The 14333-nt window shown below is 32.8% G+C and carries 16 protein-coding genes; all 16 read left to right on the top strand.

Annotation, left to right across the window (positions count from 1 at the left end; genetic code table 11):
- Positions 1-11: 11 nt before the first annotated feature.
- The 16 genes from KKF19_00905 (at position 12) to KKF19_00830 (ending at position 14324) form a co-directional block, all read left to right on the top strand.
- The gene (locus KKF19_00905) at positions 12-866 is read left to right on the top strand and encodes a hypothetical protein (GenBank protein MBU2579521.1); all 855 of its coding nucleotides are present in this window, start codon (positions 12-14) and stop codon (positions 864-866) included.
- Entirely contained in the window at positions 863-1984 is a 1122-nt protein-coding gene (locus KKF19_00900; protein ID MBU2579520.1) for a pyridoxal phosphate-dependent aminotransferase, read from the top strand. The genes KKF19_00905 and KKF19_00900 overlap by 4 nt, the downstream gene beginning before the upstream one ends.
- A gap of 16 nt (positions 1985-2000) precedes the next feature.
- The gene (locus KKF19_00895) at positions 2001-2870 is read left to right on the top strand and encodes a DUF483 domain-containing protein (protein ID MBU2579519.1); all 870 of its coding nucleotides are present in this window, start codon (positions 2001-2003) and stop codon (positions 2868-2870) included.
- An 11-nt stretch (positions 2871-2881) separates the two neighbouring features.
- On the top strand, positions 2882-3370 hold the full coding sequence (locus tag KKF19_00890) for a pyruvoyl-dependent arginine decarboxylase (protein MBU2579518.1): 489 nt from the start codon (positions 2882-2884) through the stop codon (positions 3368-3370).
- A 20-nt stretch (positions 3371-3390) separates the two neighbouring features.
- Positions 3391-5715: a radical SAM protein gene (locus KKF19_00885; protein ID MBU2579517.1), complete on the top strand. Its 2325-nt coding sequence runs from the start codon at positions 3391-3393 to the stop codon at positions 5713-5715.
- A gap of 32 nt (positions 5716-5747) precedes the next feature.
- On the top strand, positions 5748-6587 hold the full coding sequence (locus KKF19_00880) for a radical SAM protein (protein MBU2579516.1): 840 nt from the start codon (positions 5748-5750) through the stop codon (positions 6585-6587).
- The gene (locus tag KKF19_00875; GenBank protein ID MBU2579515.1) at positions 6588-7832 is read left to right on the top strand and encodes a cysteine desulfurase; all 1245 of its coding nucleotides are present in this window, start codon (positions 6588-6590) and stop codon (positions 7830-7832) included. It abuts the gene before it with no gap.
- On the top strand, positions 7825-8124 hold the full coding sequence (locus KKF19_00870) for a hypothetical protein (protein MBU2579514.1): 300 nt from the start codon (positions 7825-7827) through the stop codon (positions 8122-8124). The genes KKF19_00875 and KKF19_00870 overlap by 8 nt, the downstream gene beginning before the upstream one ends.
- 4 nt (positions 8125-8128) lie before the next feature.
- Positions 8129-9064, top strand: a complete 936-nt coding sequence (locus KKF19_00865) for a radical SAM protein (protein ID MBU2579513.1) — start codon at positions 8129-8131, stop codon at positions 9062-9064.
- Positions 9054-9983, top strand: coding sequence for a radical SAM protein (locus KKF19_00860; GenBank protein ID MBU2579512.1), 930 nt, complete (start codon positions 9054-9056; stop codon positions 9981-9983). Before KKF19_00865 ends, KKF19_00860 begins: the two co-directional genes overlap by 11 nt.
- A gap of 1 nt (position 9984) precedes the next feature.
- A complete protein-coding gene (locus tag KKF19_00855) occupies positions 9985-10983 on the top strand; it encodes a prepilin peptidase (GenBank protein ID MBU2579511.1) in 999 nt (332 codons plus the stop codon).
- A gap of 150 nt (positions 10984-11133) precedes the next feature.
- Positions 11134-12390, top strand: coding sequence for a PKD domain-containing protein (locus KKF19_00850; protein ID MBU2579510.1), 1257 nt, complete (start codon positions 11134-11136; stop codon positions 12388-12390).
- Positions 12391-12395: 5 nt separating this feature from the next.
- The gene (locus KKF19_00845) at positions 12396-12923 is read left to right on the top strand and encodes a prepilin-type N-terminal cleavage/methylation domain-containing protein (protein ID MBU2579509.1); all 528 of its coding nucleotides are present in this window, start codon (positions 12396-12398) and stop codon (positions 12921-12923) included.
- A 6-nt stretch (positions 12924-12929) separates the two neighbouring features.
- Positions 12930-13439 carry a prepilin-type N-terminal cleavage/methylation domain-containing protein gene (locus KKF19_00840; GenBank protein ID MBU2579508.1) on the top strand — a complete coding sequence of 170 codons (510 nt, stop codon included), beginning with the start codon at positions 12930-12932 and terminating at the stop codon, positions 13437-13439.
- Entirely contained in the window at positions 13424-13936 is a 513-nt protein-coding gene (locus KKF19_00835; GenBank protein MBU2579507.1) for a type II secretion system GspH family protein, read from the top strand. The genes KKF19_00840 and KKF19_00835 overlap by 16 nt, the downstream gene beginning before the upstream one ends.
- A 10-nt stretch (positions 13937-13946) precedes the next feature.
- Positions 13947-14324 carry a pilus assembly PilX N-terminal domain-containing protein gene (locus tag KKF19_00830; protein ID MBU2579506.1) on the top strand — a complete coding sequence of 126 codons (378 nt, stop codon included), beginning with the start codon at positions 13947-13949 and terminating at the stop codon, positions 14322-14324.
- Positions 14325-14333 lie beyond the last annotated feature (9 nt).

The raw sequence follows: 14333 nt of genomic DNA, 5'->3' as shown, positions 1-14333 counted from the left end.
AAAATAGATTAATGATAGTTTTTAAAACTCCTCCTTGTCGAAAAATTATTCAGGGGAAGAGATGTTTTATTTGTGGTTTTGATGTCCATTGTAAAAATATTAAGAACTATAACATAGTATCCCAATTTAAATCTCTTAAAAAAATCGTAGAGCAAAACAAAATCAGGCGTATTGATATTTTAAGTTCAGGCTCTATTTTAGACGAAAAACAAATTGATTATAAACAAGTATTAAGATTAATGGAAGAAATTAAAAAGTTAAAAAACATTAAGAGTGTTTTAATCGAGGGGAGGACGGAATATTGCGATTTAGATAAATTACGGCAAATAAAGGGAATATTAAATGGAGATATAGGGTTAGAATACGGAATCGGATTAGAGTCCTATTCAAATTATGTTCGTAATGTGATTTTAAAAAAAAATTTAGCATTGAAAGATTACGAGGAGTGTGTTAAGAAACTGTCAGAGATAAGCGTTTCAATATGCTCTTATATCTTAGCGGGAGTTCCAATGCTATCTATAGAAGATTCCTTAAAAGAAACAAAAAATTCAATTTTAAGAGTTATCAATTTTTACGAAAAACATAAATATAAAGGAAGAATTGCTCTTTTCCCAATTTTTATTACCCATGGAACCTTGCTTGAAAATTTATACAATCGAAAAAAATACAAATTAATAACTTTAGAAAATATCGCGCAAATTTTATCAGAGATAAAAAATAAAGTTGATCTTAAAAAATATCCAATTTTTGTAGGATTGGATGATGAGAGCATATCATCTAATCGTAATATTCTTTTTCGCAACAACAATAAAGAAAAGAGAAATTTAAAATTAATTCAAAAATTTAACCGCACTCAAGAAATATGATTTTAAAAAAAGTTAAAATGGAAGATTGGTTTATTAAAACTGGACCCTGTAAGCATAATTTTTCTGAAAGCGGCGTTCCTGATTTTACCTTGGACAAATTTTTACAAAAAATTAAAATAAATAATTCATTTCTCAATAATATTTTTTTAGGAAATAACTCTACTTGGGGTTCCTTAGATTTAAGAAAGAAAATATCGCGCGCGTACGAAAGCGTAAAGCCAAATGATATAATAGTAACCAGCGGAACCTCGGAAGCTTTGTATATCTTTTTTAATATTTTTTTAAATAGTAAATCAAAAGTTCTTCTTTTGTATCCGGCTTTTCCTTTACTCTATCTTATCCCTCAAGCGCTAAAGGCAAAAGTGCATTTTTTGGACGCGTTGCAATATAAGGGGAAAGCGGAATTATTGGAAAAATTGATTTTTAAAATAAATAAAATTAAGCCGAATTTATTAATTCTTAACATTCCTCACAATCCATTGGGCTTTACTTTTAACAAAAAAGAAATAATTGAAATTGCCGAGGCGGCAAAGAAAAATAAGGTTGATATTCTTTTTGACGAACATTATAGATTTTTACCAATCAATACTTCAAAAAAAATATTTTTCTCTGGTTATGGAATAGTTAAAAATTTTTATGACAGAGTATTTGCCACCGGTTCTATTATTAAATGCGCCGGAATTGTGGGAATCAGAGTTGGCTGGATGATCGCCGACAAAAAAACATTAAGCAAAATAAGGGATTATAAAGACCATACAACACATTGTGTTCCATTAATTAGTGAGACAATAACAGGGTTGGCCATAAATAATATAAACAAAATTACCAAAGATTACATAAGAAATATTAAAGATAATTGGTTCGCGTTAAAAAATAGCAGATTAGTAAAAGAAAGAAAAATAATTTTAAATTACGAACTGGAAGGCGGTTGCGTCTGTTTTCCCAGAATAAGAGGCATAAACACTTTTAAATTAGCTGAAATATTAGCCAAGGAATATAGTATTTCAATAATGCCCGGTGAAGTGTTTAATAAAAGCGGATATATAAGGATTAATTTATCCCAAGATAAAGACAACTTTAGACATTTATTAAATCTTATTTGGAAAATAGCGCGGTAATATCATTACAAATTAAATGTTGCAAAAAATAGATTTTATAGCTGTTAAATATGGCTTAAAACAATTAACGAAGGAATGTTGTAGTACATTAGACGAGCTCAAGAAGATTAATCAATTTTGTCAAAATCAGGGCTTGTTTGCAATTTCTAATAAAGTTAAGAGAAAAAACTCTGTTTTTAATAAGGAAATTTTTTTTGATATTTATATTTCCAAAGACAAAAAAATTGCCCAAAGATTTGCTAAGGAAGATCCAGAATATAGTAATTTTGCCACAGTATCTCAATTAAGAGATTTTTCCGAAGCGTTGGGCTATCCAAAGTGTTGTATAGATAATTATTTAAATTTTGATGTTGGAAATTATGACGAAAAAACAAAGAAAGAGATTCTTTTTAAAAGGATAACTGAAAAGAAAAAGAATTTTCTTTTAAATAATTTTTTATATGGTTTAAACTTTAGTTTAAGTTTCTATCAACCCTGTTCGTACCATTGTAAAAATGCGTTGAAATACAATAAAAATATATTAGAAGCTGTTAGGAAGGAAAACCCGAATTATGCCGCTGAAATTGAAAAAAATTTGCGTTTTCCATTATTAATTTGGTTTGATGCTCTGCAAGACAGCGACGCAAATGATTTTTTTCATAAAAGAATCCAGTTACTTTTCAAAGGCGTTGTAAATAATTCCAGCATCTATTATAAAGATGTAATTCTTTATAGGAAATATCCTCGTTGCAATGATTCTTTTAAGGAAAATCAATTAAAAGAGTTTCTCTTGGGTACTCATTGTCTGGTTAGCAATGATAAAATCACAATTTTTAAGAGAAATAAAATTTTAAAAAAATTAAAAATAAACAATAAATATCACGCCGTATTAGTAAAGTTTAATTAAAATTAAAATTAATGAAAAAAATAAAAATTTTTTTAACCCAAGGAAGCGGCGAGGGAGCCACTGAAGAAGGCGCTTACTGCAAAGCGTTGGAAAAAGCAGGTATGATTAATCTAAATTTAATTTGCTTGTCGTCGGTTCTGCCCCACAACTCTAAGATTATAAATAAAAAACCGAATTATTCTTATAACGATTACGGCAAGAAAGTTTATGTTATTTTATCTCAATCCAGAACCCTTAATAAAGGAGAAACCATTTGCGCTGGCTTAGGTTGGATAAAAGAAGAAGGTAATTCAGGGAATGGAATAGTTGTTGAAATTCAAGGCAATAGCAAAAAAAAAGTTGAGAAAGACATAAAAAATTCATTGAGCGAAATAATGAAATATAGAAAAGAAAAATTTAAAAAAGAAATAAATATCGCGACGGAAGAAATAATATGTAAAGATAAGCCAGTTTGCGCTTTAGTGATTATGGCCTTTGGCAAAGCGCATGGTTGGGTTTAATAGTTAACATATAAGACATCATGAATCATATTGAAATGCCAATTTGGAACAAGTGTAATAATCGCTGTGTAATGTGCACCAACACGGAAGAAATGATCCAAGAAGATTGTTTTACTTTTGAATCAGTTGTTAATTATTTTGAAGAAAAGTTAAAAGAGAATAACTACACAACACTTGGGAGCATAAGTTTAACTGGCGGCGAAACAACAATTTGTCCTTATTTATTTAAACTACTAAACTACATACGGAAAAGATTTCCAAAAGTTATTATAAGGATTTTAACCAACGGAAGAATGTTTTTCTATGACAGTTTTAGAAAAGAATGCTTGTCTTATCAGAATATTGATTTTGCCATTCCTCTGCATGGCCATAATGCCGAAATTCATGACGGCATCACGCAGATACCCGGCAGTTTTCACCAAACAATAGAGGGGTTAAAAAAGCTGTTGCGCGAGAAAGGAGTAAATCAAAAGGTTGAAATAAGAATTATCGCCAATCGCCATAATTTAGCGATAATACCAAATTTTTTTGAATTCATTAAAAATAATTTTACTGAAGCCGATAGGATTGTTTTAATTTTTTTGGAGTTTGAAGGAAAAGCGGAAGTCAACAAAAACAATGTCGGGATTACATATACGCAGATACAGCCCGCGCTGGAAGAAGCTAAAAAATATTTTAAATTATTTAATGACTTTCGCTTATATCATTTTCCGCTTTGCGCACTGGAGCCGTCTTTATGGCCATATGCTTGGAGAACATTGCCTGCCGAAGAAGTTGTTTATTTGGCGGAGTGCCAAAAATGTAAATTAAAAAAATATTGCTTAGGAATGCACAAAAGTTATCTGAACTATATTAAAACGCCGGAGATAAAGTCATGGTTAAATCTGGATGGAATAAAGATTAAAGCAACTGGAAACTTTCATCATCCAATAGATTCCATAAAAATAGACAAAACAACCGCTCATTTAGAAGCGTTAACCAGGCTAACTGATTTTTTATCTTATCAAAGATCAGAAGCAACAAAATACTTTTTCAATTCAATGTTCTTTCGATTAAATAAATTTAATTCATATAACGCTTTTGAGATTAAAAAAATGTGGGTAAAAGCCATTAAAGAGATTAAGAAAGGCAAAAGAAAAGATTTACTTAGCTATTACATTAACATACCATTTTGCGAATCAAAGTGTAGTTACTGTATGACTCCTTCGGTAGTAACCAAAGACAAGGAATCAGTTAATCGTTATCTCGCGCGGATTATTAAAGAGATGGCTTTTTACAAAGATGTTTTTTCGGGTGTGGAATTCAATAATATTTATATTGGTGGAGGCAGTCCCTCTATATTAAATGAAAAGCAATTAGATAATTTTTTAGTTAATTTATTTAACGATTATAATTTTAGTAATTTGGGCGAAAAAACATATGAGTGTAATCCTTTTACTACTACTCGCAAAAAATTGCAAATTATTAAGAAGTTTGGTTTTGACAGGGTTAGTTTTGGGGTTCAATCTTTAGACCCAAGAGTGTTAAAATATGCCAATCGTAGCTATCAAACTTATGAATTAGTAAAAAAATCAATATTAGACGCGCAATCTTTTGGATTTACAGTTAATGTGGATTTGTTGATCGGCCTTAAGGGCGATAGCCACGAAACAGTTAGGAAGAGTTTTCAAAATATTATCAAATTAAAGCCAGATAATATTTCTTTATTTCCGTTGAAACCGACAAATTTTTATTTAAAAAAGTATTTTAAAGATAATGAAGCAACTTTTTATCTTCAAATTCAAAAAAAAATTGACCGGACATTAAAGTTGCTACAGCAAATAGCTATTAAATTTAACTATACTTATCCGGATTCTAAAAAGATTTGTCTAAGCGAATGGTATGGTGTTAATTTTTCACCCAAAGATAAGACAGAACAAATAACTCCTTATTATAATATTCCTCGTCCATGTTCAATGTTTGGCATCGGCTCTTTTTCCGTTTCAAAAATAATCGGAGTTAATAGATACCAAAATAATTCGCCAATTAAAGATGGATTTAACGCCTCAAACCGCGTCTATCAAGGGGTTCCTTGTAAATTAATAGATGATATGAGAGATTATGTGTTAGGCCATTTTACAAAAGGGCGGCCTGTTTCCAAAAAAGAGTTTAAATTTTTTTTTAGCAAGAGTTTAATTCCTAGTTTTAAACATGCATTTTTAGCGTTAAAAAAGTTTAAAAAAGTCAAAATTAATAAAGACAAAGTATATTTTTTACCAAAAGATTTTAGAAAAATGTTTATTTACGGGCTATTTTTTTGGGATAAAGACAAATTGATAAAAAAATTGTTAAAAAACAATAATTAATAATAAAAAAAACCGTTTAGCTATAAATCAAAATGAGTATTATTTCTATCACAAATCAATGCAACCAAAACTGTCTTTTTTGTTCGGCTAAAGGGAGAAAAGACCAGTTGGAAAAAGAATTTTTTAAGCAGATAATTAATCAAGAAAAAAGCGGTTTGGTTATAAGTGGCGGAGAACCGACTTTATCGAAGGATCTTTTTTGGGTAATTAGAAAAGCGAAAGATAAGAAATTATTTGTTGAATTGCAGACCAACGGAATAACTTGTTATTATAAAAAATTAGCGATTGATCTTATTAATTCTGGTGTGGATTTGTTTAATATAAATTTTCCTTCTCATATTTCTTCAGCGCATAACCAAATAACTCAAACCAAAGGATTGTTCAATAAAAAAATAATAGGAATAAAAAATCTACAAGAAAGAAGAGCGAATTTTCGCTTAACTTGCATTGTTAATTCTTTAAATTATAAGCGCTTAAAAAACTATGTTGTTTTTGTTAATAAAAATTTTCCAAAAGTGGAATATATCCAATTTAGTTTTATAAAAATAATAGGAGCGACTGGGGAAAATCCCGAAATTTTAATCAGTTATAAAAAAGCGAGACCTTTTTTATTGGAAGCATTTAGGAAATGCCAAAAATTTGATATAAAATTTATTATTGACCACATTCCCCCTTGCTATTTAGAAGAATATAAGGAGCATCACATTGATTATCAAAAAATAAGCCGTGGCGAAAAACCAGAATATTCTTTGAGGGAAAAGATAAAAATGATAGAATGCGAGCGTTGTTCTTTATCGTCTTATTGTTGTGGAGTGAGAAAGGATTATTTAAAGTTTTTTGGCCAAAAAACTAAAGTCAGACCAATTAAGTAAATGAACATTATTAATATAAAAAATGAATTTCCCGTTTTGAAGAAAAAAATTAATGGTAAAAAATTAATTTATTTTGATAATGCCTGTACGGCGCTAAAACCAAAGTCCGTAATTAAAGCAGTTAATGATTATTATCAAAACCTAGGGGTTTGCGGCGGTAATCGTTCAAGCCATTATTTAAGTTGGCAAGTTCAAGAATTAGTCGAGAAGACCAAAGAAAATGTAAGGCAATTTATAAACGCTTCATTATCTGATGACATAATTTGGACTAAAAATACGACTGAAGGCATTAATTTAATCGCGGCCTCACTGCCAATAAGTAAGGAAAAAAATGAAATAGTGCTGACAACTCTTGAGCATCATAGTAATTTACTTCCGTATTATGAACAAAGCAAGAAAAGGGGATTAAAAATTAAAATTTTATCGCCTAACAAAGATGGAACTTTAGATTTAGATAAATTAAATAAAATTATTACCAAGAAAACAGCGTTAGTCGCGATTACTCATTTGTCTAATGTTACAGGGTTAGTTTATCCAGTGAAAAAAATTGCTGATTTGACGCATAGTAAAGGAGCGAAGATTTTAGTTGATGACGCGCAATATGTCGCCTCGCATAAAGAAGATGTTCAAGAAAATAAAATAGATTATCTTGTTTTTTCAGGGCACAAACTTGGCGCTCCGACGGGCATAGGTGTTTTATATGTTCGCGAAGGCCATCTTAAAAATTTTAGCCCTTTTAATGTTGGTGGCGGAACCGTTCAATCAGTAAAAATAAAAGGTAATAATATTTATGTTAAATATCTTCCATCATCATCGGGATTTGAAGCCGGCATACAGCATTACGCAGGAATAGCCGGTCTTAATTCCGCTATTAATTTTTTGTCTGACATCGGCTATCAAAAGATTACTAGAAAAATTGAATCCCTCACTCATTATGCTCAACAACAGTTGCGAAATATTAGTGAAGTTAAATTTTTAATCGATTATAAGCAGCAGAAGCCCAGCTCATTAATAGCGTTTTATCTAAAATCCAAAAAATTATCTCTTTATGATTTTAATCTTTACTTAAATTATGAATTAAAGGATCATGCTATCGCGGTTCGTTGTGGCCATCATTGTGCTCAGCCTTTGCATGATTTTTTTGGCTCTCCTATTTCCATGAGATTATCTTTTTTTATTTACAACACAGAAGAGGAAGTTGATATTTTTATTAAAGCTTTTAAAAAATTTTTAAAAAATGATTAATTCTAAAAAAACTTCAAGATTATTAATAAAAACTTCCGAGGGCAACAGACCATTAACCGACCTTGAAAAATGTTTGATATTAATATTAAAAACTGAAAACAATATCTCGAGCAAAAGAGTTTTGATATTGGCAAAAAAAATTAAAATGTGCGCCACCTGTAGCGACAGGAGCGAAGTTTTTTTTATTGGTGAAAAATTATCTAAAAGAAATTTAGTTAAAAAAGAACTTAAAAAAGGCGAATATTTTTGGAGTTTAACCGAGGAAGGCGAACAGTATAAAAAATTAGTTTAAACTTATGTTTGGAAATTATACAAAAATATTAAAAAAGGAAGATAGAGACCTCTTTGAGTTATTGCCTGGTTATGTCTGTAACGCGAATTGTAGGTTTTGTTCTATTGATCCAGAAAAAAGGAATGTTAACAATTCAACAAGAGAGCTTCTGAAAATAATTTATGACGCTAAAAAAGATGGTTTTAAGTATTTAGGAATCGGTGGCGGAGAGCCGACAGTAAGAAAAGATTTGCAAATCTTAATAAATTTCGCTAAACATTTAAAATTTGATATTGTTAGAATAGAAACAAATGGCATTGCCCTCGCGTATCCTGATTATTGCAAGCATTTAGTCGAATCAGGTTTAGATTTTGTGAAAATTTCAATTCATAGCCATAAAGATAAAATACATGATTATTTAGTAAATGTTCCAGGAGCTTTTAAAAATATATTAAAAACTATCGAAAATTTACAAGAATTAAAGGTTCGTATAGAGATAAATACAGTTATAAACAAATATAATTACAAAGAGTACTTGCAATTTGTTGATTTTTTTAGTCAGATGGGGATCGGAAGTTTTTGCTTTATTTACCCCCTATATACAGGGAGAATGGCCAAGAATTGGCGTGAAGTGGGAATTAGTATTAAAAAAGTCGCGCCTTATTTAAAAAAAACGCTTAATTTAATTGACAAATTAGAATTAGATAAAGGAATAGTTTTTAATATCCCTTTTTGCTGTTTGTCTGGTCACGAAGATAAAATGGTTGAGTCCAGCCCTTTTAACACCAAGGTTGGCGCGCCAGACATTATTGTGGAAAGTATTGATTTTGAGCGAATTAAAAATAAAACTAAATTTAAAAGATGCCAAGAGTGCAAATACTACCAAAATTGCGAAGGTGTCTGGAATAGTTATTCCAAACTTTTTGGCGATAGTGAATTCCAACCTGTTTATGAAAAATAAAAGTAAAAAAATTAATAAAATAGTCATTATTACTGGTTATCGTTGCAACAACAATTGCCAATTTTGTTTGAATGTTGATAAAAGAGATTTAGTCGATAAAACCACCGAACAAGTTATGAAGGAAATGGCATGGGCCAGGAATAATGGTTTTACTTATTTAGAATTAATTGGGGGCGAACCGACCATTAGACCTGACATTCTTGATTTAATTAAATTTGCTTCTCAATTGAAATTTAAGAATATAGTGATGGCTACTAACGGTCGACTTTTTGCTTATGAAAAATTTGCTAAAAGAATTGTTCAAGCTGGTTTAACTGATTTGATTTTTTCCATTCATGGGCATAACGCGAAGCTACATGATTTACTAACTCAATCAAAAGGAAGTTTTGAGCAAATGGCGCGAGGCATAAAAAATATTCAGGATTTGGGGCTCAAACGGTTAGGCACCAATACGATTATTATTAAGCAAAATTATTTGTATTTAAAAAAAATTGGGCAGTTAATTATAAAATTTGGATTTAAAAATTCTGAATTTATTTTTGTGGATCCTACTTACGGAGCTGCTAATAATAATTTTTTTCGATTTGTTCCGAAAATTTCTAAAATTGCCCCCTATGTTCGTCAATGCTTGGAATTGGGAAGAAAAAATAAAATTCCTCATTGGACAGTTCGTTATGTTCCTTTTTGTCATTTTGTGGGATACGAAGGTCAAATTAGCGAATTTCAGGAATCAAAAACTTTTCACACAGAACATTTGGCGCCTGATTTTACAAATTTAAATGTAGAAAATTCCAGAAAACAATTGGCTCGCGTTAAAACAGACAGATGCAATGGTTGCAAGGCCTACGATATTTGCGAAGGAATTTGGCGAGATTATATAAAGCATTATGGCGATAAAGAGTTAAACCCAATTAGTTAATATGATACTTGATTTCCTATTTTTACCATGCCTTTTTTTAATCGGTGTAATTACGAGCTACCAAGATTTTAAAGAGGGAAAAATAAAAAATAAATGGATTGTATCGGGATTGATTTATGGCGTCGCGATACTAATTGTTTTAGCTATTTGGAATTTAATAGCTGAACCAGTAATGGTTTTTTACTATACAAACATTAAACATGAGGCGGTAGACGCTTCTTGGCAGATTATTACCATTAGGTGGGATTATTTTGGGAAAGTGTTTCTTAATTGCGCTATTGCTTTAATAATTGGTTACGCTCTTTGGTATTTTAATCTGTGGTCAGCTGGCGATGCTAAATTGTTTTTTGTTTTTTCTTTATTGTTGCCTCTTAAGTATTATCAAGACGCGGCGTTTCCTTATTTTCCCTCTCTTTCTTTGTTGATCAATACTTTTATTCCAATTTTGCTTTTTTTAATTTGTCAGAATTTTTTTCTTTTTTTCAGGGACATAATGGCTTTTAAGGGGAAAATGTTAAATCTCAAAGAAAGAATTTTAAAATTAAAAAATTCATTAAAAAAAGATTATTATAATTATTTGAAGATTGGAACTGGGTATTTTATGATTTTTATATTCTTTCAATTAATCAAAACAGAACTTAGAGTTCAGCTTAGTAGTGAATTGCAGGGTATTTTGTTTTTATTAATTATTGTCTTTCGCAAAATTTTGGAAAAGTTTTTAAGAAAAGTTTGGATTGTTATCACTATTTTTGTTGTAATAAGTTTTTATTTAATAATAAATTATATTTTTTATTCCCGAGCGATATGGTCAAAACTTTTTCTCTCAATTGAAAATTCAATAGTTTTTATGTTTGTATTTATACTTATTTCATCTTTGCTCTCATTTGTTCCGCAAAAACAAAAAACTCACATTTCCTTCGCTTTTTGGATGTTTCTTGGTCTTTTAATTACTATTTTTTTTAAAAGCTTCATTGTTTCTTTTTCAAGGACATTATTTTAAAAAAGGAGAGATAATTTTTTTAAATAAAAAAGTTAATCTTAATAAATATTTTTGTTGTGGATAACTTTTTTTTGTTTGGATGCAAGTTTTTTGTTAGAATGTAATTGAATCGTGGTGATAAGCGGATAACTGTTTTGTGGTTTTATTTCTATGCTAAAATTTTTTCATTTAAAAACACAATTGGCATCAGTAGTCATTTTTATTAGTATTTTTTTAATTGTTGCCATTGTTGTTTTTTTTGGTATTGGTCAAAAAATTACTATTGTTCAAGCTGGATTAGAAGACAATGTTGTTGGATTTGCTTGGTCGGAAAACATCGGTTGGATTAGTTTTAATAATCTTTCTGACGGAAGCGCTGTTAATTATGGAGTTAATGTAGATGTGAGTAATGGTAATTTTTCCGGGTACGCATGGTCGGAACATATTGGTTGGATTAGTTTTAACGAAAGCGATACGGGGGTTCCTCCTTCTAATGATCCTTGTCCAGGTAGTAGTTGCATTGCCAAGGCCGTTCCGTCAAATCAGTTGGGTAGATCAAATGTTAATATTAATGGTTGGGCTAGAGCGCTCTCTTATGGCGGCGGTTGGGACGGATGGATTAGGTTTGATCATGGTCAGGCCAACCCGGCGTATATTGGCGCGGATGGCGACTGGCATGGATGGGCTTGGGGTAGCGATGTTGTTGGTTGGATTAGTTTTAACGGCGCCGATGCCGCCGCGGGCGGCAATTACAAAGTAATCATTGATGTCCAGTCGCCTATTGTTTCTGATCTTAGTGTTTCTGTCGGAGATTCAACGACATATTGCGGCAACGCGGCTCACTATTTTTCTTGGAATTATTATGACCCAAGCGGCGACGATGAAGAAAGATTTCAATTCCAAGTTGACAACAACAGCGATTTTAGTTCTCTTGAGGTAGATCGCGACTTTGGCGGATTATCTAATCCGAGTCCGACGACAAATAATCAAACAGTGACAGTTGCCGAAACGCCCGTGGCCGGTCAACTGGGATACAGCACGACATATTATTGGCGGGTAAAGGTCTATGACAGCGAGGGTAATGATTCCGGCTGGGTGGTTGGTCCTTCTTTCGCGACCGAACCGCATCGGTATCCATCAATTAATTTCAATTGGTTGCCAACCGAGCCAAGCGTGGAAGAAGATGTTCTTTTTTCCGACCAGTCGGTTGTTTACGGCGGGGCGTCAAAATCATCTTGGTCTTGGACATTTGAAAACGGTAATCCAGGTTCTTCCAGCGCGCAAGATCCGACAATTCAATTTACAACGACGGGCGAGAAGGATGTTGTTTTAAGGGTAACTGATTCAGACGGATACACCTGTTCAAAAACCCAAACAATTGGCGTCCAAGAGAGTTTGCCCGATTGGAAGGAGATTATTCCTTGGTAAAAATTATGAAAAATATTTTTTGGCGAGAGAGAGGTTTTTCAATGACGGAATTATTAGTAGTAATGTTCATTATCAGCTTAATCTCCGCCATCACTTTAGCAAATTACAGGCAAGGCCAAAGAAAATATATTTTGGCTCAGTCCGTTCAGAAATTGGTTTCCGATATTAGAAAAGCGCAAAATATGGCTTTGAGCGGTTTTGACATCGCGGGCGCCTATTACGGCTACGGCGTTTATCTTGAAGAAGGCGATTCGTATTATATTATCTACGGGGATGTAAACGATAATTCAACTTACCAGTCATCGGACGATATTATCGAAGAAGTTTCCTTGTTTCCTCAAGGCGTTGAGGTAGATTCGGTTTCAACGCCTGCCGGGAAAATGAGCATATTTTTTGAACCGCCCCAGCCAACCACCTATATTAACGGCAATAATACGCCAGGTCTTTCGGGGACTATCTCGTTAAAGGTTACAAATTCTTCCTTATCTAAGACGATTCGGGTTACCACAGCTGGGTTGATTCAAGTTGAGTAGAACTATATGAAAGTATCTATTTGGGGGCTGCCCCCTAAAACGGGGGCAGCCCCCAAATCTGGGTTTTCTCTAATCGGCGTAATTGTCGCGATTTTTATTGTTTCCGTTGGCATGATTGGCATCTTAGATTTAAGTCAGGCCTCTTTGCGGGCTGCTTCTTTGAGTCAAGCGCGATTAACCGCTTCGGGCTTGGCGCAGGAGGGGATAGAGATGGTTAGATATATGAGGAGGACGCAGTCGGATTGGAGCGATTGGTATGACACAGTTTTAAGCGGCGATTATTTGGTTCAATACGACAATCCTAATTTGTTGGCTTTTTCTGAAATGCCTTTGAAATTTAATACTGTGAGCGGGCTTTATCAATATGATTCAGGCGATAATAGTCAATTTTATCGTAAAATTAGTTTAACGAAAATATCTTCTGATGAAGTTAAGGTGGTTGTGGAAGTTAAATGGCAAAGGGGCGGCGCTTGGCGGAATCTAACCGCGGAAGATAGGTTATGGAATTGGAAATAATGAAAAACAAAGATAAAAAGAACGGATTTACATTAGTTGAGTTATTGGTGGCTATGGCTACTTTTAGTTTAATTATGTTAAGCGTGTCAACAATATCTATTTCTGTTATTAAAACCCAGCGAAGGGTCTTTGTGATGCAGAATGTTCAAGAATCAGCTGGCTATATTTTAGAAACAATGAATAAGGAAATCCGAGCGAGCGAAATTATTTCAGCTTCAGGTGATGGTTTGATTTCTTTAAGTATTATTAATTCTAATGGAGATAGCATTGATTATCAATTTTCCAGCGACAAAATTCAAAGGCGAGTAAATGCGGGAGTTTGGCAGGATTTAAGTCCTTCGGATCTTGAAGTGGTGGGCGGATTTTATGTCACGAAAGAGTCCTTTCCCGCGCGCGCGCTCGTTACGACAGTCATGAAGATAGGAACAGTAGATGGACAGGTGGAAGAAGAGTTTGAAATGGATTTGCAAAGCACCATTGCTTCAAGGCGGTTCTAAGATATAATAAATGGCAAAAAGACAACTAGTGGAAAAAAATTTTCAAAAAGGGGCGATTTCCATTGTTTTGGCGGTTTTGGTTTTGAGTATGATTTCAACGATTGTGATAGGGATAGCTACTCTAACAATCCAGCAGACTAGATTAGCCGGGCAAACAGGCCAATCAGTCATCGCGCTTTACGCCGCTGACGCCGGCGCGGAGAGATGTTTGTATGAGGTGAGGAAAGAAATGGGAATTGGATGCGATGTTGCTGGCGGGGGAACTGTTGCGGATAGTCTTGACTTTAACGCTCGCGCGAAATATACTGCCGACTACAATGGCTCGGATACTATTACTTCAAAGGGGGAATATATGAGTATTAGCCGCAAGATAGAATTGAATTGGTAGTCGTTTGAG

The organism is Patescibacteria group bacterium (genome assembly GCA_018830295.1).
Taxonomy (GTDB): Bacteria; Patescibacteriota; Minisyncoccia; order Portnoybacterales; family UBA2143; genus JAHJSM01.
The sequence above is the reverse complement of the archived record's forward strand: the minus strand, read 5'-3'. Positions and strand labels throughout refer to the sequence as shown.

Coding starts and splice junctions, on each gene's coding strand:
- KKF19_00905 (MBU2579521.1), top strand. CDS start 12: ATGATAGTTTTTAAAACTCCTCCTTGTCGAAAAATTATTCAGGGGAAG.
- KKF19_00900 (MBU2579520.1), top strand. CDS start 863: ATGATTTTAAAAAAAGTTAAAATGGAAGATTGGTTTATTAAAACTGGA.
- KKF19_00895 (MBU2579519.1), top strand. CDS start 2,001: ATGTTGCAAAAAATAGATTTTATAGCTGTTAAATATGGCTTAAAACAA.
- KKF19_00890 (MBU2579518.1), top strand. CDS start 2,882: ATGAAAAAAATAAAAATTTTTTTAACCCAAGGAAGCGGCGAGGGAGCC.
- KKF19_00885 (MBU2579517.1), top strand. CDS start 3,391: ATGAATCATATTGAAATGCCAATTTGGAACAAGTGTAATAATCGCTGT.
- KKF19_00880 (MBU2579516.1), top strand. CDS start 5,748: ATGAGTATTATTTCTATCACAAATCAATGCAACCAAAACTGTCTTTTT.
- KKF19_00875 (MBU2579515.1), top strand. CDS start 6,588: ATGAACATTATTAATATAAAAAATGAATTTCCCGTTTTGAAGAAAAAA.
- KKF19_00870 (MBU2579514.1), top strand. CDS start 7,825: ATGATTAATTCTAAAAAAACTTCAAGATTATTAATAAAAACTTCCGAG.
- KKF19_00865 (MBU2579513.1), top strand. CDS start 8,129: ATGTTTGGAAATTATACAAAAATATTAAAAAAGGAAGATAGAGACCTC.
- KKF19_00860 (MBU2579512.1), top strand. CDS start 9,054: ATGAAAAATAAAAGTAAAAAAATTAATAAAATAGTCATTATTACTGGT.
- KKF19_00855 (MBU2579511.1), top strand. CDS start 9,985: ATGATACTTGATTTCCTATTTTTACCATGCCTTTTTTTAATCGGTGTA.
- KKF19_00850 (MBU2579510.1), top strand. CDS start 11,134: ATGCTAAAATTTTTTCATTTAAAAACACAATTGGCATCAGTAGTCATT.
- KKF19_00845 (MBU2579509.1), top strand. CDS start 12,396: ATGAAAAATATTTTTTGGCGAGAGAGAGGTTTTTCAATGACGGAATTA.
- KKF19_00840 (MBU2579508.1), top strand. CDS start 12,930: ATGAAAGTATCTATTTGGGGGCTGCCCCCTAAAACGGGGGCAGCCCCC.
- KKF19_00835 (MBU2579507.1), top strand. CDS start 13,424: ATGGAATTGGAAATAATGAAAAACAAAGATAAAAAGAACGGATTTACA.
- KKF19_00830 (MBU2579506.1), top strand. CDS start 13,947: ATGGCAAAAAGACAACTAGTGGAAAAAAATTTTCAAAAAGGGGCGATT.